Genomic DNA, 25,033 nt, shown 5'->3' on the forward strand with positions numbered 1-25,033 from the left:
ACCGGCACTGACAGGTGCACAGGAAGGCGAAGCCTTGCCTGCGTGCAATCAACAAAAATAATAAATAAGAGGTGGAAAATGAAACGCAATAGCCATGCGACCCCGTGTCTCTTTGCTCAGCGAAAGTGTGCTACCTGGATTACGTTCATCGGCGCCGTGGTAATACTCGGTGCTTCAACAACCGCGGGCGCCAACGGCATTGCCCTTAACGAACAAAGTGCCAGCAGTGCGGGAACGGCTTATGCGGGAAGGTCATCATCCGCGCTGGACGCCAGCACCATTTATGGAAACCCTGCAGGCTTGACCAAGTTGAAGCGCAGTGAAATTTCCGGCGGGGCCGCGGTCGTCTCGGTGAGCGACGACATTAGTGATGCGCAGAGCAGTGTCGCAGGAACGAATAAGGGGAACTCGGTACCTTTGGGGGTCGTGCCCTTCGTCTATATGTCGACGCCGCTTGATGATCGTCTTTCGATGGGGCTGGGCCTCTATGCTCCGAGTGGTCTGATCAATGACTACGAGAGCACTTTTCAAGGCCGCTACCATGGTTCCTATAGCACGACCAAGGAGATAACCCTGCAGCCCACCATTGCCTATCGGATCAATGATTACGTGTCCATTGGCGGCGGACCGACCCTAAACCGTTTCGATGCAAAGCTTCAGAATTACTTGGCCACCGGCGCCCTGAACAACGGCCAGGACACACGGGTCACCATCAAGGGCGATGACACGGCAGTGGGCTACAACCTCGGCCTCTTGATTGACTTGAGTGAGGCAACGAGTTGGGGGATTAACTATCACTCGAAGGTGAGCTATCAACTCAAAGGGCATACTACGGTTTCCGGCTCCCCGGCGGTTCTCCCGGTGGACGGAAGTTATCCCGCCAAGATAGCTATTGATATGCCCGAATCAGTGGATACGTCCATCACCCATCATTTCGATAGTCGCTGGACCGGATACCTGGGGACCACCTGGAAACGTTGGAGCAGGCTCGACAAGTTCGAGGCAATCAACAGTGATGTTTCCGCCGCTGGCCAGAGTGTCGGCCTGGGGAGTGTGGGCGAACCCTTGAACTGGCACGACACGTGGTCCACCGCGGTTGGCGCATCCTATCAATTGACCCCGCAATGGCTGATGCGCGCAGGCTACGCCTATGATCCGTCGCCAGTAGGAAATGCCGATCGCAGCGTGCGCATTCCCGTGGGTAACCGCCAAGCCGTGACCTTGGGTGGCGCTTATTTGCCGACTCCCGATCTGACAATAGACTTTGCTTATGGTTATCTCTGGGATTCCAAAGTCTCCGTAAAGCAGTCGAACAACTCCGGCCTTCAACCTGAATACAGTGCCAATTACGAAAACAGCGCGAATGGCTTTTCAGTGCAGGCAACCTATCGCTATTAATCGACACGCTCCCCCTTTTTAAGGGAGCCTATATTCGCAAGCCTTCCTGAAGGTTCACCTTTGATCGAAAGGCAACTATCCCAACAGGGTCGTGATGCAGTCAAAGTGATTTAGTCTTGAGTGCAAAAGGGCCCTGCGACAGGCTGTGTGGAAACGTAGCGAGCGAAGGTAAGACAAGGCAAACTTCTAATCCAATATTTTGCTCATAGTGTCTATCGGGATTCTGCCATGGTCGGATAGTCCGTGTAACCGCGCTCTTCACCTTGGTAGAACGTCGTTGGGTCTGCGTCGTTCAGGGCTTCGCCGTGTTTGAATCGCTCTACCAAATCCGGGTTGGCCAGGAACGCGGTGCCAAACGACACCAGATCAGCATCACCTAAGCTGAGCGCTGTTCCAGCTCGCTCTGCGTCATAGCCACCATTGGCAATGTAGGTGCCACCGAAACGACGCTTTAGTTCTCTGAAATCGAATGGCCCTGCACCGAACTCCACCACATGAAGGTAGGCCAACCCATAGCGACTGAGCATCTTCGCCGCGTAGTTGAACGTCACTTGGGGATCGCTGTCGCTCATGGAGAAATAATTGAAGATCGGCGACAGGCGAACACCCACGCGGCTGGCGCCGAAGACCTCGATGACCGACTCGACTACCTCCTTGAGAAACCGAGTGCGATTCTCTACAGAACCGCCGTAGGCATCGATTTGTAGTGGTCTAATGATTCCGGACACCCATTTAGGCGAGAATACCCGCCAGATCGAGGTGTCAGATGACCAAGCAACGCCGTACCTTTTCCGCTGAATTCAAACGCGAGGCTGCCGACCTCGTGCTCAAGCAAAACTACAGCTTCATCGAGGCCAGCCGCTCGCTCGGCGTTGGCGAATCGGTTCTGCGCCGTTGGGTCGACCAGCTTCAGCAGGAGCGCACAGGCATCACCCCACAGAGCAAGGCGCTAACTCCAGAGCAGCAAAAAATCCAGGAGCTGGAAGCTCGGATCGCTCGCCTTGAGCGCGAGAAATCGATACTAAAAAAGGCTACCGCGCTCTTGATGTCGGAAGATCTCGAGCGTACGCGCTGATCAATCAGTTAAGCGTCCATGAGCCAGTTGATTGCTTGTGCGAGGTGTTCGAAGTCGCCCGCTCGAGTTACTACGCACATCGTCTCAGACGGCTAACCCCTGACGTTGAGCGGCTCAGGCTGCGTAGTCGAGTGAACGAGTTGTTCACCCGGGGGCGAAGTGCGCCGGGCAGCCGCAGCATCACCGTGATGATGCAAGAAGAGGGTGAGCAAATCGGGCGGTTCAAGGTACGCGGCCTGATGCGCGAACTGGAGCTGGTCAGCAAGCAGCCGGGATCACACGCCTACAAAAAAGCGACGGTGGAGCGGCCTGATATCCCGAACATCTTGAACCGGGAGTTTGATGTCGAGGCGCCCAACCAGGTCTGGTGTGGCGATATCACCTACATTTGGGCGCAGGGTAAATGGCACTACCTTGCGGTTGTCCTGGATCTCTACGCGCGTCGAGTTGTGGGCTGGGCGTTATCAGAAAAGCCGGATGCAGATCTGGTGGTCAAGGCGCTGGACGTGGCTTACGAACAACGTGGAAAGCCTCAGGGGTTGCTGTTTCACTCGGATCAAGGATCGCAGTACGCCAGCCGCCAATTTCGCCAACGACTGTGGCGCTACCGTATGCGCCAGAGCATGAGTCGCCGAGGAAATTGCTGGGATAATGCGCCGATGGAACGGGTGTTTCGCAGTTTGAAAACAGAATGGATACCGACCACTGGCTACATGACCGGCCAGCAAGCTCAGCGAGACATCAGCCAGTACCTGATGCATCACTACAACTGGATCCGACCCCATCAATTTAACGATGGGTTGGCCCCGGCGAAAACTGAAGAAAAACTCAAAACCGTGTCCGGGATTAGTTGACCACTACATCATCAAGCTGACTAGCACTGAGGGTGCGGCGGACAGGTTTGCTCAGCGCTGACATAATTTCTCCGCTAGCTAGGTAACAGGGCAGCAGCGTGAAGGTAACTAGCCTTCGAACAAGTCTACTTGATGGACCTGTACCGACAAATCTGGACCATCTGGAAAAGGTTTTTCACCCGGTCGGCACGCCAATGCTCGATCAATATTCTCTAGAGTTTTCTTGGCATGATTCAATTGGTTTGTTCTACCAATACTGTCGCTCACGCGAGCCTCAATTTTGTTAACGGCTAATGCAATTTTTTCACGAAGCCCCACCAAATTTTGCTGATGGGTTTGCAAATCGGTAACACAAAGATGACGGCACCCGCCGTAACACTCTAAGTGTTTTGGACACGGATTGGTTACGAAACTGTTGATGCAAAACCCATAAGGCGTAACGTGAAATCCATCAGCTTCTCCCGCCAGATAGAGAAATGCTGCCTCATCGCCCATTGTTTTCTGAATCTCTCGAAACTCATCAACAACTGGACCGGACACCTTGCCACTCAGAACCATCGCTAGCACCTGCGAACTGCCTGCCGACAATAAGTCTTGCGCAGCCTGGGGTAAATCCATCGAGGCAAGTTCCTCGAGCAAACTGCGATGATCGTACTGGTACGACTGCTCAACGCTACGACGGCCATACCGTTTGGTTATGATCGTGTCAGCCACCCCCATCCTGAAGAGCTCGCAGTTTTGAACGTGACGCAGAGAATGACTGTTGATGGTAAGGCCCTGGTTTTCTTCGTCGCGCCCGTAGCGCTGAAAAAAGGTCGTATTGGAATTCTGACTTTTGTAATAGTGGTTTCGCAGATCGATCGTATCGAGTACGCCGATAAAGCAGTACTTGCGAATATCACATAGTCCCTCATTGCGTCCCTCTGACAGCGCGCGTATGGGGGCAAGAAAGAGTAGGTCATGCGGCGGCATCTTTCCTGCGGTGGTCCGCAGCGGTTCCAGGGGTGAGAGCTTGGAGGGCATTTTCAATCTGACCAATTGCTCCATATCCGAAATTTTGAAATATCCGGCCATGAACTTTACCTTACAAGGCACCCCCGACGCGTTGCGGAAAGGGACGAGCGATTCATATCCTTTACGCAGCACGGCGAAGTACTGACGAACAATATTCTTCACTTTTCCGCCATGCTCCTTCAATAACAGTTGTCGACTTTCAATTTCATCCAGCACCGCAATATCGTAATTTTTTCGGTACTGCGCGATCAGTTGCGATTCCTGATCATCTTCAAAAACAAATGGGTTTCCGGTTAAACAGGGATAGATGTCGGCAACGGTCACCAGTTGATCCGGTTGAAAATCAGCAAAAATCCGATTGGATTCATACTGTTTCTTTAGAGTGCTGCGGAGCGGTTGGGTAAGCAAAAGCACCCGTCCCAGAAACTGAGTAATAATCTCTCTGAACATCTCGGGAATGTGCTGAATATCTGGATACAAGAGCTTGCCGTCTTTATCCGAAATACTTCTTTTTTCCACAAAATACTTAAGAGCGATCGATGAGGAAATACCACCATACTCGCCTGCGGAAATGCCCTTTTTACTCAGATAAGAAAACTCTTGGCACCAATCGGCTGGCATGAGTGGTGTTTCGCCCATCCGCAGACCACAGAGCACCAAAATCTTGGCTTGCGCAAACCTCAACTCGTCATAAAATGTCTGTGGCTCTTCGGTAAAAACAATCCGGATCAATTCCCAGAATGCATTGTAATCGGGAAGACGCTCAGAGTGTTTGCGCTCCGAAAGGCTTTGTCGAAAGTTAGACGTGTCGTCGCGATTGTTACGGTGTTTAACGCTCACCGCTGGCAACAACGGAGTGCGGTCAGTCAGACAATTAAAGTCCAAAACATTTTGTACTGAATTGCTAATTCCTCTGGCCAGTTGGCCGGAAGGCTGTAACAGTGATGCGAATTTAAGTGCAGACGCAATGTGATCAACGCTCAGCTCCCACGGCTCAGCGTTACCGCAACAAGAGGCAATGACACGAATGGTTCGCACGATGTACTGGCTGGCATGCGCTGCGGATGCACCTTTCACATAAATATAATGAATAGCGCATGCTTTGATTAAGTCTTGCCACGCGTTCGACAGCATCGTCCTTGTGATGGGGGGCATCCCTTGTGTGCTGCGCTCCGCGTTGATCAACGCCAGGGTTTTTATGTCGGTCCCTAAGTCCGCAAGCCAATAAGGGATTCGGGGATTGCCCGCCATACGGAACAGCGGCCATCCTTCACCTTTTTTTACGGTTCCATCAGGCGCAGTGGGGATGTCCCAGTTGAGGCCTTTGGAGATGGCGAGCATTTTATTTTTTTCAATAAAGTATCTAAAGTTGTTATTCATTATCAGCGGCGCCATTTAGTTCATCAATGACATGTTCCACCCGCTCCAGGACATCTTGCAGTTGCGAATAAGCGGGGGAGTAGCTCTCGCCTCTTGATGCGTTGTAAAATTGCAGCACAACAGGGCGCAAACCGTCACGAACCTCTTCATGAATCTTAGAATTCTGGACCGCCAGGAAACGATCACAGCCATAACATGACAATACCGGATTCTTTGCACATAACCCTTGGCCAAGGGTACACATGCCAATTCCCGCTATGGGTATTCCGTGTGGCATACCGCCTATTTGGTGCGCGGGTAGTGCGTTCGATAAGTCCTCCGTACTGATCGTTCGGGTTCTGGCAATACGCTCAATTTTGCTATATATCGGGGAAATGGCCAGAGCGCGATTCACCCGCTCGGCCTGCGTCGGTGATGATTCAAAATAAACCAGCCCGGTCATTGACCAGCTGTGCCCCATGTACTCAGCGAGTTCTTCCTGGGTGGCACCTGCGTCCACCATACGCTGCGCAGCGCTGTGCCTGAAGTCCGTGCTACTACGACCATCCAACCCCAGTACTGCGGTGAGTCTTGCCAGCGATGTGACGACACCTGCTGGCGTCAGGCCAAACAAGGAATCGGCTAGAGCACCGGGTGATTGAGGGAACGCTTGGTCCGTAGTTCGCCGGCGATGTAACTCTACAAAGATATTTGCCCACTCCCGTTTTATTTTTCGTAACATCGGTATAAGGGCTGTACTCTTGCGTTGTTTCCCTCGAAAAAATCGCAACTGCACACTGACGGAGTTTTCAAAACTAAATATGTTCAGATGTTCGACTTTAAGTTTAGCGATCTGTTTGGGACGCATTGCAAGCTGATAGCAAACACATAAAATACAAACGCTAATTAAAGAAGGGGTTTTGAGGTAAGCCAGATCATGTCTTGAGACGTCATTGAGCGAGTCCAGATAATCAATAATTTTCCGATCTTCATACAAATCAAGAAATACATCACCACTCCGGACACTGGCGTATTTGTCCACGGCGTGTTGAGGAAGTGATGCAATTCGAGGTCTGGAATCGCTGCTCAGAAGCCCCAAGGATTGACCGCAACAAAATAATAGCAACGATTTGAGCGCGCTTAGCTGATGATTATTACACTCTGTAACTATTTCACGACGCCACTTATCATCGATACTTAGGGCTGGAATTAGTGAGAGTTCTAACGTTGTATATATAAGGCATTTATCGAGCCTTTGCAGTGCCTGGAAATATATCTTAACGGTTGCGCATGCCAATTCAGAAACGGAACGAGCAAGCCACAGCTTCATTAGGTGTACCAATTCTCCGTCAAAGGAACTGAAGTCGAATCTTAGGACTTCACCATTAACCTCGAAGGACCATACGTTTTCCGTGGGATTTCTTATTGTTTTCCAGCAGTCTGCAAAATCATCCCAATAACGGATTACAGAGGGCAGGGGAGGCAGGGGAGCCAACGCCTCTATCAGTCTCGCGTTACCAGAAAAGCCCGATTGACTCCGCTGCATGCGCGGCTCCTTCATCTGCCCCTATTAGGAGCGCAGATGGCTGACATGGACGTCAAATGCATGATTCCAAACGGTGGCTAAGCGATCTTCAAAAAAAGCTCGTGCGTACCGTCGCGGCATCTCCGAGGTGCGGGCCCAGCCAAAAAAAGCTCGCAGTCTCTGGATTGCCATTTCGAGGTCGTCACCATTTTCTACAAATTGATGAAGCCTGACAGTCGCACACGTATGCCGCATGTCGTGCGGTGTAATGCGACCGGCCCCGCGATACTGCTGAAGTGTTTGGCGCGCTTCAGCGGTGAGCTCACCTGTGATGGTGACAAAAATACCATTGACCTGGCGTAATGATAGTGGATTGCCTTCCAGTGAGGAAAATAAGTAGCTGTGCCGGGTCGAGGGCCGGTAAATATCGACGAAGGTCCTGATGAGGTTGGCCAACGCTGGCGGGACGGGCAGTTGGCGGGCGGCATTGTTGTTTTTTAGGCTGGGTTGTTCCGGGCGTGGATCACGCTGATACGGATTGTCGCCGACATTCAGCCAGTTGACGATTTCTACAGTCGGGGTGAAGCGCTTTTCGCTTTTCAATGCATCCATAGGCAGCACCAGGGTTTCACCGCGGCGTAATCCAAGATGCAACATGAGTAGGCACAATACGTAATTTCGCCATCGTAACGTACTGTTTCTAAATGGATTTCTCATCGAGTACGGATCAATGATCTGGTAAAACTCATCCAGTACGGGGCTTGGCAAGGCTCGGACAATCTCAGCTGGCGGCGCGGGCGCCATCCCCAGCGAGTCAAACAGTTTCTCCAGGCGCTCCAGGCGCATGCTCAGCCGCCAAAGCATGTCGGGATCGGCATGACTCTTCACCAGGCGTTGAACACAACTTTTGACGAAAACGTAGGCCACACGCCAGTTCGGATGGTAGTTGGCTGCAGTCTGGGTGCCATGATTCCTGGCCGTAATGAAGAACGTCTCAAGACAGGCTTCAAGCTCATCGAATTTGAGCTCCGCAATCAGCCGATCAAGGCAGTCAGACTGATACAGCCGTCTGGCCGACTGGTACAGCTGTTCGATGACGGCCAGCTGGGTTCGTAGTGTGGACGGCGCCAAGCTGGCACCGTCCAGTGCAGACCAGACCGTTGACCAATAGCGCGGTCGTCCACGGTCATCGGTCAACAACCAACCAACGAGTCCGGAAGGCACGGAAATGTCTTTCAAATGAATAACAGGCATAAGCGCAACAGCTGAAGCTGCTCCTTATGGCAGGAAGCGTTGCAGTTGAGCCTAGGTAATTTCCTGTGTAACGCAACACACACGAACAAGCTCGGCTTTCGCATAATATCGATGACGTTATGGTAGCTATGCCGTCGAGATCGACGAATTTAGCGCCGGGATAATGGCGAAGCCCCGGCGCTGAATTTATCCATAACGTCCATTATGCGAGGCTCATGACTTACTTACGTAAGGGGTGACGTAAGTAAGTGATTACGTAAGTAAGGGTAGGTTGCTGCTGGTTTTTCATTTTCGCGTCCGCGAAAATTGACCCTATAACCTTCGGTTAAATGCTGTTTCTGCGCCCAGGTGGAATTGATGACAGAGCAAGAAAGCTACGCCAGTGTCTGGGACGCAATATGCGATTCACCAGGTGAAGCGACCGTCATGAAGCTCAAGTCGGAGCTGCTGATGGTTTTGCAGACTCGCGTCAAAAGCTGCTCGGGCAAGGAAGAGGCGGCTGCTTTTCTTGGCATTACCAAGCCGCGGCTAACTGAGTTAGTCCAGGGCAAAATAGATCGTTTCACCCTTGAGCAGCTCGTCCAGTTGCTTGTAGCTGCCGGCCTGGACGTAGAAATCCAGGTCAAACCTCGACTGCCCGAAGGGCATTAGGCGCCATGATTTTTCACGGTGAAAACTCGATCTTTCCGCGCCGATACCCGGCAACGCCGGCCGATCTTCAGGCAAAGAAAAACCCCAGCGATCGCTAGACCACTGGGGTTCCCTTCGCGGGTCGCGTTCCCAGAATCACGCACCTGGTACTTCGCGCCCTAATTACTGCTTTTGCTCTGTTGCGTGACGCAACACGGTTTCATGATTCCGCTGATTCTTCATCCCAAGCGGTTACATATTCTTCCTTGTCAGCGATTTTCGCTGCTTGTGCGTAGTCTTCTTTGAACTCCGGATCGTCCAGCCACCCCGGTACCATTTGATCAGCGCTGTTGTTCCATCTGTGGTACATCGCGAGAAGGATTCTCTGGATGTCAGTCGCGTCCAGGGCAGTTTCTGCGGAGCTTACAAATTCGTCCTGCATCAGGGTCACAAGCATGTCTACCCGGCTTTTTTCTTGGGCCGCTTTCATCTTCTTGAACAAGGCCACGCTTGCTTCTGTCGTCTCTATTGTTTCCACCGTCTGCGAGTCCTCGTAGCGGGAAATATTGTTTCTGACCACACGCGCTTTTTTGGCTTTTTCCTTGGCTCTTTGAGCCCGTTTCGCTTGCTTCTGTGACGATGCCATGGGTTTTTCTTACCTAGAAGGTGCCGCGATTGTCGTCAAATAGTCGTGGTATTGACCATGTCATTACGTTTTATAGATCCGCTTGAACCAGGTGCGCTCACGAAAAAAACGTCTGCAATTTTTGAAGGAAAACCACCAACCTAGAAGCGTGGTAGCTCCGCAGACGATCCATAAGACTGTGCTGTTTGTGATGGAGAGCAGGTCATGAAACAGCTTTCCTACCAAGAAGCCCGCTACGACCGAAAGCACTGTCAGCGTTATAGCGATAAAAGGAGGCGTGCCGTAGCTAATCTCTGCGTGGCAGCCTCGGCATACGCGGGCTCCCCATGGGACATTGTTCATGCAATGCGGACATGACAGATTTCTATCCGAACTCACGTTTCACTCCTTTGACCTGGTGTCGGCACTTTTTGGAATTGGTTTTGGTTGAAGCGGGTGGGGGTGCTGTTACACCCCCACTTTAGTACGGAATCCCGTATTTCCAGCATCCATGAATGACTGGCTTTTTCTACCTCAAGGCTTCCTGTTCGTATCCGAAAAGCACACCTTTTAGGGCAATTTTTGCCTGATGCCGAATCTCTGGCGGCAGTGCCTCAAATCGCTTCAGGATAGGAACCATGTCTTGGGAAACCAACATTTCAGACGGGTCGAGCAGTAGTTCGTCCGTCGTGGTTCCAAGCACATGTGCAAGGCTTACAACCTTGTCCGCAGATGGCATTCCACGACCTGCCTCGTAGGACGTGTAACTCGATTTACTAACGCCTGCAGCCTCCCAAACCGCTTGTTGCGTTAAGCCCTTCGCCTCTCGGTAGCGCTTAAGATTTGCACCAATGGTCACGGCTCTGTCACCTGAGTGGTTGTTCATGTGACCTATCCTATTCGCTGGATACTCGTACAGTACCGATATATCGGTACATTTATGCTTGCATTTCACAATTACAAGGTCTCATAATCCTGCCAGTTCTGTATTGGAATACAGATATTGACAGGTAATGGCATGTTCATCGACTGGCTCAAGGTTTCGCAGGAATTCGAGGAGGACCTTCCCGTCATCTCGGATACCGCGTTCGCTGCGATTGACACCTTGACTGGTGAGGTCATGAGCACTCGTTATCGTGCTGTTAAACATGAGGGTAGCCATAGTTCTCGGATCCATATTCAGATCCAGGGCCGCAAGGTGACTGTTGATGGCAATCCTTCCAGGCTGAATCGGCATGACAATCTCTGGGGCTTTGAAACGGTTGAGCAGTGCATCACCGTTTACAACGAACTTCTCGCTGAGTACGGCTTGCCCCCGTTTACGAAATGCACGCGCTTCGAGATTCGCCAAGGCGAGTCAGGGGCAAAAAGCTCTCATCTCTGGGCCGATGGTTGCTGCATCCATCGCATTGACCTGACCACGAACATATCGGTGGGGAAGGGCAATGAGACCGCTTATTTGCGTGGTCTCGCGAGTCAACGAATTGGACACTCGATAGGCCGACTGTTTCCAAATGGCCGATCTGTTGATTGGACAACATCAGGAAGCGGGAAGGGCGCACGCCTCCAGTACAGAAAGGCTTATGACAAGTCGTTTGAAATACTGGACAAGCATCTTCCGAAAGTTAAAAAAGCATTCGGGGAAGCATCCCCAGAGTTTAAGTATGCTCAGGACATTTATAACTATGCCGCAGAAACAGGCATTGTCCGTTTAGAGCAAGAGCTTAAAAGTGAATATCTAAGCCGTGAAAAGCTATGTTTCTGGGGCCTCTTTGATGAAGGCAAATATCAAACTCTACACAATGAGTTTTTGAGCGTAGACCAACGCCTGAAGGTGACAAAGATGGATATTGCCAGCATTTCGCAACAGCTTGTGCTAGAGAATATTGTGGATTCCACAAAGGCAGCTAATACGACAGCGTGGTATGCCCATCTTTGGATGACCGGGCAAGAACTAGACTTTACGAAAAATCAGGTCAGGGTTCATGCGGCACGCCTTAACCGTATTGGTATTAATATTCGCAATGCATGCGACCTTAAAACCTTTAGTACCGTATTCATTCGAGAAATGCGGGAGATTAATCCCGTTAAAGGAATTGCCCCTCCAACCTGGTACAAGCGGCCTAATCACTTGCAGCGGGTTGCAGCATGAGAACTGTAAGTCTTCAAGGCATCCAGCTTACAAGCGGGCAACGGCGCCGATTGGCTGAACAGCAGCAAGTTCGTACTTCTTTTATCAATCCTGTTCTTGCTCAGCAGGTCGAGCAAACGCTTAAGGCTGTTGAGGCACGGAAAGAGCAGGGCGTTAAGCCTGAGCGTATTTGGTTTGTAGAGCGTCAAGAAATAGGAACAACCTGTGTTGCCGAATGGATGGGTTTCTAATGGATAAGAACCAGTTTCAAGTTTTGCGTTGGAATGTCGAGTCTGACATTCGCAATCACGTTACTGATGAAGCACTAATTAAAAGCATAGCTAACGATGTTATGCGAACTATTCTGACTGACTTCGCGACACAAGCCGTGACTCGGCAACGCAATCACCGACAGTTTTTAACTTTCAGGCGCAATCCTGAAACCACAGCGCCCAGTTGGGCCTATCGCAAGCCGGGCATAAGCTCCCGACTTCCAACATTGTAATGAGGGCAATACTATGTCGAATGTAATTCTTGTTGAGGTTACCGGTGTTAATCGTACTGGCACGGCTTCTAAGTCTGGAAAGCCTTACTGCATGTATGAAGCATATGTTCATCTTCCAAATGTTCCGTATCCTCAGAAAGCTTCCTTTTATGCCGAGCTGCCAAGCCAAGTCCCGCAGCCTGGAACCTATGAGTGCGATGTTATCGCAGATGTTCGCGATGGCCGTTTAACTTTTGATGTTGATCCGCGCCAAGCACGACGAGTCAATTCTGTTTCCTCACAAGCGCCTGTATCTAAAGCCGGATAAATAAACATGGCAGTTTGTACGCTTCTAGATGCAAACGGCTTTGTGACGTCCACTAAAGAAACCATATGTTCTGCATTTGTCATGCTTACGCCTTCTGAGTTTGCTTCCGTTCAAGCCGCTGCTGCGCCGTTCGATTACACCCAGGCATTTGCCTTTTGGTCGTTTGCGTTCGGTACAACGCTGCTTTTTTGGCTGATATCTCGCGGTGTGGGCACCGTCTTGAACCTCATACGTCATCGGTGAGGAAAGCCGTACCGGCCGGATGCCGGTTATTAAGAAAGGGTAACAACCATGAAACTGAAACAACTGCTGTCCGCTTCCGTTGTAACTGCCGGTGTCGTTGCTGCTACTGCGTCGCAAGCCGCCTCCGCTGCTATTGATTTGACCACCATTACCGGTGCTTTCACTGCTGCTGATGTTGTCGCAGGCATTCTGGCTATTGGTGCAGTTCTGGCGACTATTTACGCGACCTCCAAAGCCGCTTCGATGGTTCTGGGCATGATTCGCGGTCGCTGATCGTAACTAGCGACGGGGCATTGCTTCGGCGTGCCCTTTTTTTTCGCCTTCAGGAAGTTGAAAACAGTGAACACGCCTAGTCGAAAACGCCTTTTTATCGTCGGAGTTGATTCCCATGACCACCAATGACGCTTGGTATTTGCTCATGTTCGTCTTCGGCCTTATGTGTGCCTGGGCGGTAGTTACTGGCTTTGCGGATAACGACCTATGAAAAATTTCTTCCTAAAGTTCGCGGTAATCAAGATTTTCGTTTTTGCTCTGGTATTCACGCCGTTTTTTGCGTCTGCCGCTTCCGTTGCTGCCTATTCGCCGAAAGTTGGTAATACCGTTGCGGGTGTGATTCAGCAAAAGTCGATTGCTCGCGGTTTTGCTGCCAACGATCCAAAATACGGGGCAACCGTTGCAGCTATTGGTACTGCCCTTACGATTGTTGCGTCTGCTGCCGTCGGTGGTGCAACTGCACCTTTCTGGTTAACCCTTTTAGTTGGCAGTGCCGTAACTTTCGCCGTCTCTCTGGCTGCGGACTCTTTGTACAAATGGGCATTTAACAGTGACGGTTCTATCGCTGTGACTGGCTCGCAACCAAATGATGGTTATTCCGACCCAATTGGCACGTATACCCCTCAACCAACTGTTATTGGTGGCCCTTATCTTTCTATCGGTGGAAGTACTTGTGCTTCGGGTTCTCCCGCCACGGTTGCACTTTGCGTCTATGGCGATCCTCTCTATAACAATGGAAAGACCAACGTTCACGTAAATAGCTGCGTGCAACAAGGCCCAGGCTTTTTGTGTAACGTCGGCTGGACTGATATCAATGGTCAGCCAGGCAGTGAGTCGATGAGTGTTTTTGGTTACACGTCGGGCTCTATGAGTGCCTGTCCTACTAATGCTTATTACAAGAACGGTGGCTGTGTAACCGCTTCTGGAAGCCCCTCACCTAATGCCGGTCAGTCGCAAGACAAGCCGAATGCTTCACCGGCTCAGGCGTTGGCATCGGTTCCCGCGGCTGATCTGTCGAAGCCTGCAAACCCTGCTTTGATGGCTGACACCATCAACAAAGCTTGGCAGAAAGCGGCTATGGATCCGATGTATCAGGGAGTTCCTTATTCCTACTCCGATCCCGTAACGGCTGCTGACGTTGCTGCATGGCAGGCCTCTAACCCAGCCTCGTACCCAACGGTGCAGGATTTGCTGTCGAAGGCGGTCAACCCGGCGACCGGTTCGGTTCCAGTTACCGCACCTGGAACAGGGACTGTTACCCCACCAGTGACCAATCCGGGAACGAACCCGACGACGATTAACGTTACCGTCGATCTCGGGCCAAATCCGGGTGTTCCGACGCCGGGTTTAGAAGCAACTCCAACTGGCTCCCAAATTTTGGCGCCGTTGTTGAACATGATGCCGGGGCTTAAAGCGTTCCAAGTTCCGAACCATTCAGCGGAATGTCCGAAGCCTCAATTCGATTTGCCGGTTATCAATACGCATGTCGTGATGGATGCCCAGTGCAAGTTGTTTGAAGACGTTCGGCCTCAACTTTTTAGCGGTGCGTTTTTGGCGTGGGTTATTGCCGCGCTCTTTATCGTTCTTTCGGCGTGAGGTGAACCATGTTTGCTATTTTACTTTCCGCTGTTAACACGTTGCTCGCGTTCCTGGTGCGAGGGGTATTAATCAAGTTTGTCGTTTTCACGGCCTTGTATTTCATTGTGTCCGAGCTGGTTTCTGCCATGGTGTCATTGCTGCCTAACGGCAGCTCTTTGACTTCGGCCTTCACTGGTATTAGTTCGGCTACTTGGTATTTCCTTGATCTCTTCGCAGCTTCGCAAGGCATTCCGCTTATCATTGCCGCGCTTGTAACTCGGTTCATCATCCGCCGTATTCCGGTAATTGGCTGATGCCTATTAATGCCTATACCGGGCTGATGGGCTCGGGCAAAAGCTTCGAGTGTGTCGTCTCCGTTATCGTCCCAGCGGTCGCTAAAGGGCGCCGGGTTGTGACAAACGTCGACGGTATCGACTCCGATGCCATCCGTGCATACATCAACGAGAAACAGGGCATTGCCCTGGAGAAACTCGGCGAAGTGGTGCACTGCCAAAACGAAGACGTTTTCAAGGCTGATTTTTTGCCACACGGCCAGCCGGTGGACACGTTCTGCCAGCCCGGTGATTTGATCTGCATCGACGAAGCTTGGCGATTCTGGGGTTCTGATTCGAAGATCGGCACCGAACACCGGATTTTCTTCCGCGAGCATCGTCACTATGCCCACGCTGAAACCGGTGTGACCTGTGACCTGGTACTTATGGTTCAGGACATTTCCGACCTTCATCGCATCTTGAAAACGGTGGTCGAGCTGTCGTTTCGTACCACCAAAATTAAGTCGCTGGGTTTGAATAAAATCTACCGAGTTGAGATGTGGGAAGGCTGGAAACAGACGGCCAAAGCCCGTGTTGACGTGATGAATAAAAAGTATGACCCGGAGATTTTCCCGCTCTATTCGTCGTACTCAGGCGGTCACGGCAAAGAAGTCCAGGTGGATGACCGACAGAACATCCTGAAAAACCCAAAGGTCTGGTTTTTCCTGTTCATGATTGTTTTCGGCGGTGTCGGGTCGGTCTGGGGTGTCCTGCACTTCTTCAACCGTGGTGCTGCTCCCGCTACGGTCGTTCAGCAAGCCGCAAGCGCCGCGCAACCAGCGCCCAATATTGTGCCTTCTGCTCCTTCTCAGGTGCTTTCCACTGAATGGCGTATTGCTGGGGAAATTGTCGTTGATGGTCAGCGACAAGTCGTCCTGGTGAACACTGACGGCGTGATCCGTTACGAGCATCCGAGCAACTTCCAGAATTCAGGCCGCGTTATGACTGGTCAACTCGACGGCCAGCGCGTCAGCACCTTCAGCGGTGGCAAGCCTCCGGCCGCGTCCTCCGTTCCTCTCCCTGGTAAAAATCCATGATCCGGTTCTTGTTATTGTGCCTGTTGTCATTTTCCGCGATTGCCGCCGATAAGCAGGCGCCGTATCAGTTCGATCTGACCGGCTTGCCGATTGGCCAAGTGGCTCAAATTTTCTATGCCGATGCCTTCCGTAAGCCCTACATCCTGTCGCCGGAAGTGCTCGAGGACGGTCGGCCTGTGTCGTTGCGTGTTCAGGGCTCCGCCGTCCAGGTGCGCGCCGATTTCGTCCGTCTTCTTGATGCCTTTGGTTACGCTGTTACGCAGCGCAACGGCGTCGATCACGTCATGCCGAAAAAAGAGCCAGCACCGCCTCCTGGTGAATACTTTCTGTACCGACCGCTTTACCGCGATGTGGCCTATCTGTCCGAAACGCTCGCGCCATTGTTCCAGGGAAAATTTGGTGTTGATCGCGGGATTTCTGTTCCTGGTCAAACTCCGATGACCGGATCTGCTCCGCGTGGATCGGCTGCCAGCCTGTTAAATCGTGATGCTGATCAGCTGGTTTTTGTCGGTACAAAGGCTGAAATTGCCAACTTGCGTTCGTTGTTGCCCCAGGTTGATATCGAGATGGGCGAAGTGATGTTGCGTAGTGCAGTTTATGAGGTTCAAACCGGCGACCGTGACGGTTCCGCTTTTTCCCTGGCTGCCTCGTTGCTCAAGGGTAAAGTATCGATCAACTTGGCCGGTAATCCGCTCGATAACTCCGTCAGCATTAGTACGGGCGACTTCAATGCCGTCCTGTCGGCTCTGTCGTCCGATTCGCGTTTTAAGGTGGTCAGTCAGCCGAGTTTGCGTGTGCGATCAGGTAAAGAAGCGACGATAAACGTCGGTGCAGAAGTGCCGGTGCTGGGTGCCTTGTCGTATCCGCAAGGTGCTGGCCAAGCTGTCCAGTCGGTCGAATATCGTAACTCTGGGGTGATTTTTACCATCACCCCTCAGGTGCGCCAGGCTGTTGTCGATCTGACCATTGATCAGCAGCTTTCCAACTTCGTGCAGACCACTACCGGCGTGAATGGAAGCCCGACTTTGACCAAGCGGCAATTGACTACAAACGTGCAGATGCGCAACGCCGAGGTGGTCATTTTGGGTGGATTGACCGAGGAAAAAACCTCAGAAACGCAAACTGGCCTATCTTTCCTGCCGTCTATTTTCCGTTCCAAGGTTACTGAGTCGAGCAAATCGGAAATCTTGCTGGTTATCCAGATGATGAGGATGTGAGGGCAGGGTGCTTCAATCAGTCAGAACCCGTAGGAGCGGGCATGCCCGCAGCGCGTCAGCGCGAGGACTTGACCACTCCTATGGGTACATTCATAGAGTAAATAGGGGAGGAGGGATGCGTTGACGGCGCTGTTCCGCGTCTGGCTTGCGCATCACCTCTTTTAGGCGCTGGGAAGGACCTTCAAGGTCTGACGGCGCCGCGCCGCTAACAGCAAGCATTAACGCATCGCGGCGTTTCTTTTTGCCGTCCATGATTTCAGCGAAACTACTTTCTGACGGAATATGCTGGCTCATCATCGCTGCCTTTGGCTGTGCGTCATTGGATGCTAGCACGGGCTTGATTCGCCGTAGTTCGGGCTCGACACCTTGTCGATTTAGCAGCTAAATTTCAGACCGTTCCTTCCGGCGTTCAACCGGCTTTTCACCGTGAAAATCTGAGTATCTTGTTATAACTAAACTAAAGAACTATTTAGTTTAGTTATAATGCAATGGAATATGTAGAGTATGAATATGCAGGGAACTGAAAAGCAGAAAGCGCTGGCCACCTTGATTAAGGCGGAAGCTGTTCAGTCAATCGCTGCTGCGGGGCTTTCGGCTCCCCATTTCCGCGATGCATGTGCTGCCTTGTCGGAAGCGGTCGAGGCTATTACAGATTCATCCTGGATCATTTCCAACCGCTACAACCTTGGACTTAAAACGGGCTTCATTTATGGCACGGATCGGCCCACGATCACCGCTCAGGAAGTCTCATACCATCAGTTGTTACGCAACGAGCATTGGCGAAATCCCTATCTGCGCAAAGGAACCTCCAGCTTCACCAAGCAACATCAGGCCGCGTTAAAAGCCATGTTTCAGGAAGCATGGCGACTTGAGCGGATTTCTCCCGAGGTGATCCAATGACAGAGCCAATTTATGATTATGACCCAGCTGACTCGCTGGTTGATTCAGAGGCCGTAGCTGTCTTTTTGGCTGATGCTCACGACACGGGTGACGCGGCTTTCATTGCCGAAGCGATGGCCGTTGTTGCACGTGCCAAGTTTCGTATCGATGCAGATGACGAAGGACAGAAGCCATCGTTCTGAAGCCGTGTTGCTACTAGCAACACCTGATCACCTGGTGAAAAGGACTGAGCAGAGCCCCACAAGGAGAATCCTTAGGTTCGCATAATATCGATGACGTTATGGTAGCTATGCCGTCGAGATCGACGAATTTAGCGCCGGGATAATGGCGAAGCCCCGGCGCTGAATTTATCCATAACGTCCATTATGCGAGGCTCATGACTTACTTACGTAAGGGGTGACGTAAGTAAGTGATTACGTAAGTAAGGGTAGGTTGCTGCTGGTTTTTCATTTTCGCGTCCGCGAAAATTGACCCTATAACCTTCGGTTAAATGCTGTTTCTGCGCCCAGGTGGAATTGATGACAGAGCAAGAAAGCTACGCCAGTGTCTGGGACGCAATATGCGATTCACCAGGTGAAGCGACCGTCATGAAGCTCAAGTCGGAGCTGCTGATGGTTTTGCAGACTCGCGTCAAAAGCTGCTCGGGCAAGGAAGAGGCGGCTGCTTTTCTTGGCATTACCAAGCCGCGGCTAACTGAGTTAGTCCAGGGCAAAATAGATCGTTTCACCCTTGAGCAGCTCGTCCAGTTGCTTGTAGCTGCCGGCCTGGACGTAGAAATCCAGGTCAAACCTCGACTGCCCGAAGGGCATTAGGCGCCATGATTTTTCACGGTGAAAACTCGATCTTTCCGCGCCGATACCCGGCAACGCCGGCCGATCTTCAGGCAAAGAAAAACCCCAGCGATCGCTAGACCACTGGGGTTCCCTTCGCGGGTCGCGTTCCCAGAATCACGCACCTGGTACTTCGCGCCCTAATTACTGCTTTTGCTCTGTTGCGTGACGCAACACGGTTTCATGATTCCGCTGATTCTTCATCCCAAGCGGTTACATATTCTTCCTTGTCAGCGATTTTCGCTGCTTGTGCGTAGTCTTCTTTGAACTCCGGATCGTCCAGCCACCCCGGTACCATTTGATCAGCGCTGTTGTTCCATCTGTGGTACATCGCGAGAAGGATTCTCTGGATGTCAGTCGCGTCCAGGGCAGTTTCTGCGGAGCTTACAAATTCGTCCTGCATCAGGGTCACAAGCATGTCTACCCGGCTTTTTTCTTGGGCCGCTTTCATCTTCTTGAACAAGGCCACGCTTGCTTCTGTCGTCTCTATTGTTTCCACCGTCTGCGAGTCCTCGTAGCGGGAAATATTGTTTCTGACCACACGCGCTTTTTTGGCTTTTTCCTTGGCTCTTTGAGCCCGTTTCGCTTGCTTCTGTGACGATGCCATGGGTTTTTCTTACCTAGAAGGTGCCGCGATTGTCGTCAAATAGTCGTGGTATTGACCATGTCATTACGTTTTATAGATCCGCTTGAACCAGGTGCGCTCACGAAAAAAACGTCTGCAATTTTTGAAGGAAAACCACCAACCTAGAAGCGTGGTAGCTCCGCAGACGATCCATAAGACTGTGCTGTTTGTGATGGAGAGCAGGTCATGAAACAGCTTTCCTACCAAGAAGCCCGCTACGACCGAAAGCACTGTCAGCGTTATAGCGATAAAAGGAGGCGTGCCGTAGCTAATCTCTGCGTGGCAGCCTCGGCATACGCGGGCTCCCCATGGGACATTGTTCATGCAATGCGGACATGACAGATTTCTATCCGAACTCACGTTTCACTCCTTTGACCTGGTGTCGGCACTTTTTGGAATTGGTTTTGGTTGAAGCGGGTGGGGGTGCTGTTACACCCCCACTTTAGTACGGAATCCCGTATTTCCAGCATCCATGAATGACTGGCTTTTTCTACCTCAAGGCTTCCTGTTCGTATCCGAAAAGCACACCTTTTAGGGCAATTTTTGCCTGATGCCGAATCTCTGGCGGCAGTGCCTCAAATCGCTTCAGGATAGGAACCATGTCTTGGGAAACCAACATTTCAGACGGGTCGAGCAGTAGTTCGTCCGTCGTGGTTCCAAGCACATGTGCAAGGCTTACAACCTTGTCCGCAGATGGCATTCCACGACCTGCCTCGTAGGACGTGTAACTCGATTTACTAACGCCTGCAGCCTCCCAAACCGCTTGTTGCGTTAAGCCCTTCGCCTCTCGGTAGCGCTTAAGATTTGCACCAATGGTCACGGCTCTGTCACCTGAGTGGTTGTTCATGTGACCTATCCTATTCGCTGGATACTCGTACAGTACCGATATATCGGTACATTTATGCTTGCATTTCACAATTACAAGGTCTCATAATCCTGCCAGTTCTGTATTGGAATACAGATATTGACAGGTAATGGCATGTTCATCGACTGGCTCAAGGTTTCGCAGGAATTCGAGGAGGACCTTCCCGTCATCTCGGATACCGCGTTCGCTGCGATTGACACCTTGACTGGTGAGGTCATGAGCACTCGTTATCGTGCTGTTAAACATGAGGGTAGCCATAGTTCTCGGATCCATATTCAGATCCAGGGCCGCAAGGTGACTGTTGATGGCAATCCTTCCAGGCTGAATCGGCATGACAATCTCTGGGGCTTTGAAACGGTTGAGCAGTGCATCACCGTTTACAACGAACTTCTCGCTGAGTACGGCTTGCCCCCGTTTACGAAATGCACGCGCTTCGAGATTCGCCAAGGCGAGTCAGGGGCAAAAAGCTCTCATCTCTGGGCCGATGGTTGCTGCATCCATCGCATTGACCTGACCACGAACATATCGGTGGGGAAGGGCAATGAGACCGCTTATTTGCGTGGTCTCGCGAGTCAACGAATTGGACACTCGATAGGCCGACTGTTTCCAAATGGCCGATCTGTTGATTGGACAACATCAGGAAGCGGGAAGGGCGCACGCCTCCAGTACAGAAAGGCTTATGACAAGTCGTTTGAAATACTGGACAAGCATCTTCCGAAAGTTAAAAAAGCATTCGGGGAAGCATCCCCAGAGTTTAAGTATGCTCAGGACATTTATAACTATGCCGCAGAAACAGGCATTGTCCGTTTAGAGCAAGAGCTTAAAAGTGAATATCTAAGCCGTGAAAAGCTATGTTTCTGGGGCCTCTTTGATGAAGGCAAATATCAAACTCTACACAATGAGTTTTTGAGCGTAGACCAACGCCTGAAGGTGACAAAGATGGATATTGCCAGCATTTCGCAACAGCTTGTGCTAGAGAATATTGTGGATTCCACAAAGGCAGCTAATACGACAGCGTGGTATGCCCATCTTTGGATGACCGGGCAAGAACTAGACTTTACGAAAAATCAGGTCAGGGTTCATGCGGCACGCCTTAACCGTATTGGTATTAATATTCGCAATGCATGCGACCTTAAAACCTTTAGTACCGTATTCATTCGAGAAATGCGGGAGATTAATCCCGTTAAAGGAATTGCCCCTCCAACCTGGTACAAGCGGCCTAATCACTTGCAGCGGGTTGCAGCATGAGAACTGTAAGTCTTCAAGGCATCCAGCTTACAAGCGGGCAACGGCGCCGATTGGCTGAACAGCAGCAAGTTCGTACTTCTTTTATCAATCCTGTTCTTGCTCAGCAGGTCGAGCAAACGCTTAAGGCTGTTGAGGCACGGAAAGAGCAGGGCGTTAAGCCTGAGCGTATTTGGTTTGTAGAGCGTCAAGAAATAGGAACAACCTGTGTTGCCGAATGGATGGGTTTCTAATGGATAAGAACCAGTTTCAAGTTTTGCGTTGGAATGTCGAGTCTGACATTCGCAATCACGTTACTGATGAAGCACTAATTAAAAGCATAGCTAACGATGTTATGCGAACTATTCTGACTGACTTCGCGACACAAGCCGTGACTCGGCAACGCAATCACCGACAGTTTTTAACTTTCAGGCGCAATCCTGAAACCACAGCGCCCAGTTGGGCCTATCGCAAGCCGGGCATAAGCTCCCGACTTCCAACATTGTAATGAGGGCAATACTATGTCGAATGTAATTCTTGTTGAGGTTACCGGTGTTAATCGTACTGGCACGGCTTCTAAGTCTGGAAAGCCTTACTGCATGTATGAAGCATATGTTCATCTTCCAAATGTTCCGTATCCTCAGAAAGCTTCCTTTTATGCCGAGCTGCCAAGCCAAGTCCCGCAGCCTGGAACCTATGAGTGCGATGTTATCGCAGATGTTCGCGATGGCCGTTTAACTTTTGATGTTGATCCGCGCCAAGCACGACGAGTCAATTCTGTTTCCTCACAAGCGCCTGTATCTAAAGCCGGATAAATAAACATGGCAGTTTGTACGCTTCTAGATGCAAACGGCTTTGTGACGTCCACTAAAGAAACCATATGTTCTGCATTTGTCATGCTTACGCCTTCTGAGTTTGCTTCCGTTCAAGCCGCTGCTGCGCCGTTCGATTACACCCAGGCATTTGCCTTTTGGTCGTTTGCGTTCGGTACAACGCTGCTTTTTTGGCTGATATCTCGCGGTGTGGGCACCGTCTTGAACCTCATACGTCATCGGTGAGGAAAGCCGTACCGGCCGGATGCCGGTTATTAAGAAAGGGTAACAACCATGAAACTGAAACAACTGCTGTCCGCTTCCGTTGTAACTGCCGGTGTCGTTGCTGCTACTGCGTCGCAAGCCGCCTCCGCTGCTATTGATTTGACCACCATTACCGGTGCTTTCACTGCTGCTGATGTTGTCGCAGGCATTCTGGCTATTGGTGCAGTTCTGGCGACTATTTACGCGACCTCCAAAGCCGCTTCGATGGTTCTGGGCATGATTCGCGGTCGCTGATCGTAACTAGCGACGGGGCATTGCTTCGGCGTGCCCTTTTTTTTCGCCTTCAGGAAGTTGAAAACAGTGAACACGCCTAGTCGAAAACGCCTTTTTATCGTCGGAGTTGATTCCCATGACCACCAATGACGCTTGGTATTTGCTCATGTTCGTCTTCGGCCTTATGTGTGCCTGGGCGGTAGTTACTGGCTTTGCGGATAACGACCTATGAAAAATTTCTTCCTAAAGTTCGCGGTAATCAAGATTTTCGTTTTTGCTCTGGTATTCACGCCGTTTTTTGCGTCTGCCGCTTCCGTTGCTGCCTATTCGCCGAAAGTTGGTAATACCGTTGCGGGTGTGATTCAGCAAAAGTCGATTGCTCGCGGTTTTGCTGCCAACGATCCAAAATACGGGGCAACCGTTGCAGCTATTGGTACTGCCCTTACGATTGTTGCGTCTGCTGCCGTCGGTGGTGCAACTGCACCTTTCTGGTTAACCCTTTTAGTTGGCAGTGCCGTAACTTTCGCCGTCTCTCTGGCTGCGGACTCTTTGTACAAATGGGCATTTAACAGTGACGGTTCTATCGCTGTGACTGGCTCGCAACCAAATGATGGTTATTCCGACCCAATTGGCACGTATACCCCTCAACCAACTGTTATTGGTGGCCCTTATCTTTCTATCGGTGGAAGTACTTGTGCTTCGGGTTCTCCCGCCACGGTTGCACTTTGCGTCTATGGCGATCCTCTCTATAACAATGGAAAGACCAACGTTCACGTAAATAGCTGCGTGCAACAAGGCCCAGGCTTTTTGTGTAACGTCGGCTGGACTGATATCAATGGTCAGCCAGGCAGTGAGTCGATGAGTGTTTTTGGTTACACGTCGGGCTCTATGAGTGCCTGTCCTACTAATGCTTATTACAAGAACGGTGGCTGTGTAACCGCTTCTGGAAGCCCCTCACCTAATGCCGGTCAGTCGCAAGACAAGCCGAATGCTTCACCGGCTCAGGCGTTGGCATCGGTTCCCGCGGCTGATCTGTCGAAGCCTGCAAACCCTGCTTTGATGGCTGACACCATCAACAAAGCTTGGCAGAAAGCGGCTATGGATCCGATGTATCAGGGAGTTCCTTATTCCTACTCCGATCCCGTAACGGCTGCTGACGTTGCTGCATGGCAGGCCTCTAACCCAGCCTCGTACCCAACGGTGCAGGATTTGCTGTCGAAGGCGGTCAACCCGGCGACCGGTTCGGTTCCAGTTACCGCACCTGGAACAGGGACTGTTACCCCACCAGTGACCAATCCGGGAACGAACCCGACGACGATTAACGTTACCGTCGATCTCGGGCCAAATCCGGGTGTTCCGACGCCGGGTTTAGAAGCAACTCCAACTGGCTCCCAAATTTTGGCGCCGTTGTTGAACATGATGCCGGGGCTTAAAGCGTTCCAAGTTCCGAACCATTCAGCGGAATGTCCGAAGCCTCAATTCGATTTGCCGGTTATCAATACGCATGTCGTGATGGATGCCCAGTGCAAGTTGTTTGAAGACGTTCGGCCTCAACTTTTTAGCGGTGCGTTTTTGGCGTGGGTTATTGCCGCGCTCTTTATCGTTCTTTCGGCGTGAGGTGAACCATGTTTGCTATTTTACTTTCCGCTGTTAACACGTTGCTCGCGTTCCTGGTGCGAGGGGTATTAATCAAGTTTGTCGTTTTCACGGCCTTGTATTTCATTGTGTCCGAGCTGGTTTCTGCCATGGTGTCATTGCTGCCTAACGGCAGCTCTTTGACTTCGGCCTTCACTGGTATTAGTTCGGCTACTTGGTATTTCCTTGATCTCTTCGCAGCTTCGCAAGGCATTCCGCTTATCATTGCCGCGCTTGTAACTCGGTTCATCATCCGCCGTATTCCGGTAATTGGCTGATGCCTATTA

The 25,033-nt window shown here is 51.2% G+C and carries 29 protein-coding genes; 20 read left to right on the forward strand and 9 right to left on the reverse strand.

Annotated elements, in window-relative coordinates; genetic code table 11:
- Positions 1-78: 78 nt before the first annotated feature.
- Positions 79-1,398 carry an outer membrane protein transport protein gene (locus BLL42_RS27170; RefSeq protein ID WP_071555637.1) on the forward strand — a complete coding sequence of 440 codons (1,320 nt, stop codon included), beginning with the start codon at positions 79-81 and terminating at the stop codon, positions 1,396-1,398.
- Between the two features lie 212 nt (positions 1,399-1,610).
- On the opposite strand, the gene BLL42_RS27175 is transcribed toward BLL42_RS27170, so the two are convergent.
- On the reverse strand, positions 1,611-2,126 hold the full coding sequence (locus tag BLL42_RS27175) for an oxidoreductase (protein ID WP_236721944.1): 516 nt from the start codon (positions 2,124-2,126) through the stop codon (positions 1,611-1,613).
- Positions 2,127-2,164: 38 nt separating this feature from the next.
- Here BLL42_RS27175 and BLL42_RS27185 point away from each other — a divergent pair.
- A protein-coding gene (locus BLL42_RS27185) for an IS3 family transposase (RefSeq protein ID WP_129586922.1) occupies positions 2,165-3,327 on the forward strand; the annotation gives its coding sequence in 2 pieces (ribosomal slippage) (positions 2,165-2,420 and positions 2,420-3,327; 1,164 coding nt in all).
- Between the two features lie 108 nt (positions 3,328-3,435).
- Here the strand turns inward: BLL42_RS27185 and BLL42_RS27190 are convergent.
- Genes BLL42_RS27190 through BLL42_RS27200 form a run of 3 tightly spaced genes read right to left on the reverse strand, consistent with a single transcriptional unit; the run spans position 3,436 to position 8,479 of the window.
- A complete protein-coding gene (locus BLL42_RS27190; RefSeq protein ID WP_174553343.1) occupies positions 3,436-5,721 on the reverse strand; it encodes a hypothetical protein in 2,286 nt (761 codons plus the stop codon).
- A complete protein-coding gene (locus BLL42_RS27195; protein ID WP_071555639.1) occupies positions 5,714-7,246 on the reverse strand; it encodes a tyrosine-type recombinase/integrase in 1,533 nt (510 codons plus the stop codon). The genes BLL42_RS27190 and BLL42_RS27195 overlap by 8 nt, the downstream gene beginning before the upstream one ends.
- A gap of 24 nt (positions 7,247-7,270) precedes the next feature.
- Positions 7,271-8,479, reverse strand: a complete 1,209-nt coding sequence (locus BLL42_RS27200) for a tyrosine-type recombinase/integrase (RefSeq protein WP_071555640.1) — start codon at positions 8,477-8,479, stop codon at positions 7,271-7,273.
- A 357-nt stretch (positions 8,480-8,836) separates the two neighbouring features.
- Between BLL42_RS27200 and BLL42_RS27205 the strand changes: the two genes are divergently transcribed.
- Complete coding sequence (locus BLL42_RS27205) at positions 8,837-9,130, forward strand: helix-turn-helix domain-containing protein (RefSeq protein ID WP_071550137.1); 294 nt, start codon at positions 8,837-8,839, stop codon at positions 9,128-9,130.
- A 199-nt stretch (positions 9,131-9,329) separates the two neighbouring features.
- Here BLL42_RS27205 and BLL42_RS27210 read toward each other — a convergent pair whose 3' ends face one another.
- Both BLL42_RS27210 and BLL42_RS27215 read right to left on the reverse strand, forming a co-directional pair.
- Positions 9,330-9,755, reverse strand: coding sequence for a hypothetical protein (locus BLL42_RS27210; protein ID WP_071550138.1), 426 nt, complete (start codon positions 9,753-9,755; stop codon positions 9,330-9,332).
- 508 nt (positions 9,756-10,263) lie between these two features.
- Positions 10,264-10,620 carry a helix-turn-helix domain-containing protein gene (locus BLL42_RS27215; RefSeq protein WP_071555641.1) on the reverse strand — a complete coding sequence of 119 codons (357 nt, stop codon included), beginning with the start codon at positions 10,618-10,620 and terminating at the stop codon, positions 10,264-10,266.
- A gap of 132 nt (positions 10,621-10,752) precedes the next feature.
- Here BLL42_RS27215 and BLL42_RS27220 point away from each other — a divergent pair, with 132 nt between their 5' ends.
- The 8 genes from BLL42_RS27220 (at position 10,753) to BLL42_RS27265 (ending at position 17,357) form a co-directional block, all read left to right on the forward strand.
- Positions 10,753-11,886 carry a phage/plasmid replication domain-containing protein gene (locus BLL42_RS27220; protein WP_071555642.1) on the forward strand — a complete coding sequence of 378 codons (1,134 nt, stop codon included), beginning with the start codon at positions 10,753-10,755 and terminating at the stop codon, positions 11,884-11,886.
- The gene (locus BLL42_RS27225) at positions 11,883-12,116 is read left to right on the forward strand and encodes a hypothetical protein (RefSeq protein WP_071550139.1); all 234 of its coding nucleotides are present in this window, start codon (positions 11,883-11,885) and stop codon (positions 12,114-12,116) included. The genes BLL42_RS27220 and BLL42_RS27225 overlap by 4 nt, the downstream gene beginning before the upstream one ends.
- A gap of 267 nt (positions 12,117-12,383) precedes the next feature.
- Positions 12,384-12,677 (forward strand): propanediol utilization protein, encoded by a 294-nt coding sequence (locus tag BLL42_RS27235; protein ID WP_071555643.1) that lies wholly within the window; start codon positions 12,384-12,386, stop codon positions 12,675-12,677.
- Between the two features lie 291 nt (positions 12,678-12,968).
- Positions 12,969-13,193 (forward strand): hypothetical protein, encoded by a 225-nt coding sequence (locus tag BLL42_RS27245; protein ID WP_071555645.1) that lies wholly within the window; start codon positions 12,969-12,971, stop codon positions 13,191-13,193.
- A gap of 207 nt (positions 13,194-13,400) precedes the next feature.
- On the forward strand, positions 13,401-14,789 hold the full coding sequence (locus tag BLL42_RS29890; RefSeq protein WP_129586988.1) for a hypothetical protein: 1,389 nt from the start codon (positions 13,401-13,403) through the stop codon (positions 14,787-14,789).
- Positions 14,790-14,797: 8 nt separating this feature from the next.
- On the forward strand, positions 14,798-15,085 hold the full coding sequence (locus BLL42_RS27255; protein WP_071550131.1) for a DUF2523 family protein: 288 nt from the start codon (positions 14,798-14,800) through the stop codon (positions 15,083-15,085).
- A 26-nt stretch (positions 15,086-15,111) separates the two neighbouring features.
- The gene (locus BLL42_RS27260; protein ID WP_201788742.1) at positions 15,112-16,140 is read left to right on the forward strand and encodes a zonular occludens toxin domain-containing protein; all 1,029 of its coding nucleotides are present in this window, start codon (positions 15,112-15,114) and stop codon (positions 16,138-16,140) included.
- Positions 16,137-17,357, forward strand: coding sequence for a type II secretion system protein GspD (locus BLL42_RS27265; RefSeq protein WP_071550142.1), 1,221 nt, complete (start codon positions 16,137-16,139; stop codon positions 17,355-17,357). The genes BLL42_RS27260 and BLL42_RS27265 overlap by 4 nt, the downstream gene beginning before the upstream one ends.
- Before the next feature lie 90 nt (positions 17,358-17,447).
- Here the strand turns inward: BLL42_RS27265 and BLL42_RS27270 are convergent, their stop codons facing one another.
- Positions 17,448-17,651, reverse strand: coding sequence for a hypothetical protein (locus BLL42_RS27270; protein ID WP_071550143.1), 204 nt, complete (start codon positions 17,649-17,651; stop codon positions 17,448-17,450).
- A 210-nt stretch (positions 17,652-17,861) separates the two neighbouring features.
- Here BLL42_RS27270 and BLL42_RS27275 point away from each other — a divergent pair, with 210 nt between their 5' ends.
- From BLL42_RS27275 to BLL42_RS27285, 3 genes are all read left to right on the forward strand, one after another.
- Positions 17,862-18,257 (forward strand): hypothetical protein, encoded by a 396-nt coding sequence (locus BLL42_RS27275; protein WP_071550135.1) that lies wholly within the window; start codon positions 17,862-17,864, stop codon positions 18,255-18,257.
- Positions 18,254-18,439, forward strand: a complete 186-nt coding sequence (locus BLL42_RS27280) for a helix-turn-helix domain-containing protein (RefSeq protein ID WP_071550136.1) — start codon at positions 18,254-18,256, stop codon at positions 18,437-18,439. The genes BLL42_RS27275 and BLL42_RS27280 overlap by 4 nt, the downstream gene beginning before the upstream one ends.
- 336 nt (positions 18,440-18,775) lie before the next feature.
- Positions 18,776-19,069 (forward strand): helix-turn-helix domain-containing protein, encoded by a 294-nt coding sequence (locus BLL42_RS27285; RefSeq protein ID WP_071550137.1) that lies wholly within the window; start codon positions 18,776-18,778, stop codon positions 19,067-19,069.
- 199 nt (positions 19,070-19,268) lie between these two features.
- Here the strand turns inward: BLL42_RS27285 and BLL42_RS27290 are convergent, their stop codons facing one another.
- Entirely contained in the window at positions 19,269-19,694 is a 426-nt protein-coding gene (locus BLL42_RS27290; protein WP_071550138.1) for a hypothetical protein, read from the reverse strand.
- Between the two features lie 508 nt (positions 19,695-20,202).
- Positions 20,203-20,559: a helix-turn-helix domain-containing protein gene (locus BLL42_RS27295; RefSeq protein WP_071555641.1), complete on the reverse strand. Its 357-nt coding sequence runs from the start codon at positions 20,557-20,559 to the stop codon at positions 20,203-20,205.
- A 132-nt stretch (positions 20,560-20,691) separates the two neighbouring features.
- On the opposite strand from BLL42_RS27295, the gene BLL42_RS27300 reads away from it, so the two are divergent.
- The 6 genes from BLL42_RS27300 (at position 20,692) to BLL42_RS27335 (ending at position 25,024) form a co-directional block, all read left to right on the forward strand.
- Positions 20,692-21,825 carry a phage/plasmid replication domain-containing protein gene (locus BLL42_RS27300; protein ID WP_071555642.1) on the forward strand — a complete coding sequence of 378 codons (1,134 nt, stop codon included), beginning with the start codon at positions 20,692-20,694 and terminating at the stop codon, positions 21,823-21,825.
- The gene (locus BLL42_RS27305; protein WP_071550139.1) at positions 21,822-22,055 is read left to right on the forward strand and encodes a hypothetical protein; all 234 of its coding nucleotides are present in this window, start codon (positions 21,822-21,824) and stop codon (positions 22,053-22,055) included. Before BLL42_RS27300 ends, BLL42_RS27305 begins: the two co-directional genes overlap by 4 nt.
- A 267-nt stretch (positions 22,056-22,322) precedes the next feature.
- Positions 22,323-22,616, forward strand: a complete 294-nt coding sequence (locus BLL42_RS27315; RefSeq protein ID WP_071555643.1) for a propanediol utilization protein — start codon at positions 22,323-22,325, stop codon at positions 22,614-22,616.
- Between the two features lie 291 nt (positions 22,617-22,907).
- Positions 22,908-23,132, forward strand: coding sequence for a hypothetical protein (locus BLL42_RS27325; RefSeq protein WP_071555645.1), 225 nt, complete (start codon positions 22,908-22,910; stop codon positions 23,130-23,132).
- 207 nt (positions 23,133-23,339) lie between these two features.
- A complete protein-coding gene (locus BLL42_RS29895; protein ID WP_129586988.1) occupies positions 23,340-24,728 on the forward strand; it encodes a hypothetical protein in 1,389 nt (462 codons plus the stop codon).
- A gap of 8 nt (positions 24,729-24,736) precedes the next feature.
- Entirely contained in the window at positions 24,737-25,024 is a 288-nt protein-coding gene (locus BLL42_RS27335; protein WP_071550131.1) for a DUF2523 family protein, read from the forward strand.
- Positions 25,025-25,033 lie beyond the last annotated feature (9 nt).

Source organism: Pseudomonas frederiksbergensis, assembly GCF_001874645.1.
Classification (GTDB): Bacteria; Pseudomonadota; Gammaproteobacteria; order Pseudomonadales; family Pseudomonadaceae; genus Aquipseudomonas; species Aquipseudomonas frederiksbergensis_B.

Excerpts from the sequence above, each read along its gene's own strand:
- BLL42_RS27170 (WP_071555637.1), top strand. The coding sequence starts at position 79 with ATGAAACGCAATAGCCATGCGACCCCGTGTCTCTTTGCTCAGCGAAAG.
- BLL42_RS27315 (WP_071555643.1), top strand. The coding sequence starts at position 22,323 with ATGTCGAATGTAATTCTTGTTGAGGTTACCGGTGTTAATCGTACTGGC.
- BLL42_RS27190 (WP_174553343.1), bottom strand. The coding sequence starts at position 5,721 with ATGAATAACAACTTTAGATACTTTATTGAAAAAAATAAAATGCTCGCC.
- BLL42_RS27300 (WP_071555642.1), top strand. The coding sequence starts at position 20,692 with ATGTTCATCGACTGGCTCAAGGTTTCGCAGGAATTCGAGGAGGACCTT.
- BLL42_RS27200 (WP_071555640.1), bottom strand. The coding sequence starts at position 8,479 with ATGCCTGTTATTCATTTGAAAGACATTTCCGTGCCTTCCGGACTCGTT.
- BLL42_RS27305 (WP_071550139.1), top strand. The coding sequence starts at position 21,822 with ATGAGAACTGTAAGTCTTCAAGGCATCCAGCTTACAAGCGGGCAACGG.
- BLL42_RS27220 (WP_071555642.1), top strand. The coding sequence starts at position 10,753 with ATGTTCATCGACTGGCTCAAGGTTTCGCAGGAATTCGAGGAGGACCTT.
- BLL42_RS29890 (WP_129586988.1), top strand. The coding sequence starts at position 13,401 with ATGAAAAATTTCTTCCTAAAGTTCGCGGTAATCAAGATTTTCGTTTTT.
- BLL42_RS27195 (WP_071555639.1), bottom strand. The coding sequence starts at position 7,246 with ATGCAGCGGAGTCAATCGGGCTTTTCTGGTAACGCGAGACTGATAGAG.
- BLL42_RS27260 (WP_201788742.1), top strand. The coding sequence starts at position 15,112 with ATGGGCTCGGGCAAAAGCTTCGAGTGTGTCGTCTCCGTTATCGTCCCA.
- BLL42_RS27245 (WP_071555645.1), top strand. The coding sequence starts at position 12,969 with ATGAAACTGAAACAACTGCTGTCCGCTTCCGTTGTAACTGCCGGTGTC.
- BLL42_RS27210 (WP_071550138.1), bottom strand. The coding sequence starts at position 9,755 with ATGGCATCGTCACAGAAGCAAGCGAAACGGGCTCAAAGAGCCAAGGAA.
- BLL42_RS27290 (WP_071550138.1), bottom strand. The coding sequence starts at position 19,694 with ATGGCATCGTCACAGAAGCAAGCGAAACGGGCTCAAAGAGCCAAGGAA.
- BLL42_RS27265 (WP_071550142.1), top strand. The coding sequence starts at position 16,137 with ATGATCCGGTTCTTGTTATTGTGCCTGTTGTCATTTTCCGCGATTGCC.
- BLL42_RS27205 (WP_071550137.1), top strand. The coding sequence starts at position 8,837 with ATGACAGAGCAAGAAAGCTACGCCAGTGTCTGGGACGCAATATGCGAT.
- BLL42_RS27275 (WP_071550135.1), top strand. The coding sequence starts at position 17,862 with ATGAATATGCAGGGAACTGAAAAGCAGAAAGCGCTGGCCACCTTGATT.
- BLL42_RS27215 (WP_071555641.1), bottom strand. The coding sequence starts at position 10,620 with ATGAACAACCACTCAGGTGACAGAGCCGTGACCATTGGTGCAAATCTT.
- BLL42_RS27225 (WP_071550139.1), top strand. The coding sequence starts at position 11,883 with ATGAGAACTGTAAGTCTTCAAGGCATCCAGCTTACAAGCGGGCAACGG.
- BLL42_RS29895 (WP_129586988.1), top strand. The coding sequence starts at position 23,340 with ATGAAAAATTTCTTCCTAAAGTTCGCGGTAATCAAGATTTTCGTTTTT.
- BLL42_RS27325 (WP_071555645.1), top strand. The coding sequence starts at position 22,908 with ATGAAACTGAAACAACTGCTGTCCGCTTCCGTTGTAACTGCCGGTGTC.
- BLL42_RS27270 (WP_071550143.1), bottom strand. The coding sequence starts at position 17,651 with ATGAGCCAGCATATTCCGTCAGAAAGTAGTTTCGCTGAAATCATGGAC.
- BLL42_RS27255 (WP_071550131.1), top strand. The coding sequence starts at position 14,798 with ATGTTTGCTATTTTACTTTCCGCTGTTAACACGTTGCTCGCGTTCCTG.
- BLL42_RS27295 (WP_071555641.1), bottom strand. The coding sequence starts at position 20,559 with ATGAACAACCACTCAGGTGACAGAGCCGTGACCATTGGTGCAAATCTT.
- BLL42_RS27235 (WP_071555643.1), top strand. The coding sequence starts at position 12,384 with ATGTCGAATGTAATTCTTGTTGAGGTTACCGGTGTTAATCGTACTGGC.
- BLL42_RS27280 (WP_071550136.1), top strand. The coding sequence starts at position 18,254 with ATGACAGAGCCAATTTATGATTATGACCCAGCTGACTCGCTGGTTGAT.
- BLL42_RS27335 (WP_071550131.1), top strand. The coding sequence starts at position 24,737 with ATGTTTGCTATTTTACTTTCCGCTGTTAACACGTTGCTCGCGTTCCTG.
- BLL42_RS27285 (WP_071550137.1), top strand. The coding sequence starts at position 18,776 with ATGACAGAGCAAGAAAGCTACGCCAGTGTCTGGGACGCAATATGCGAT.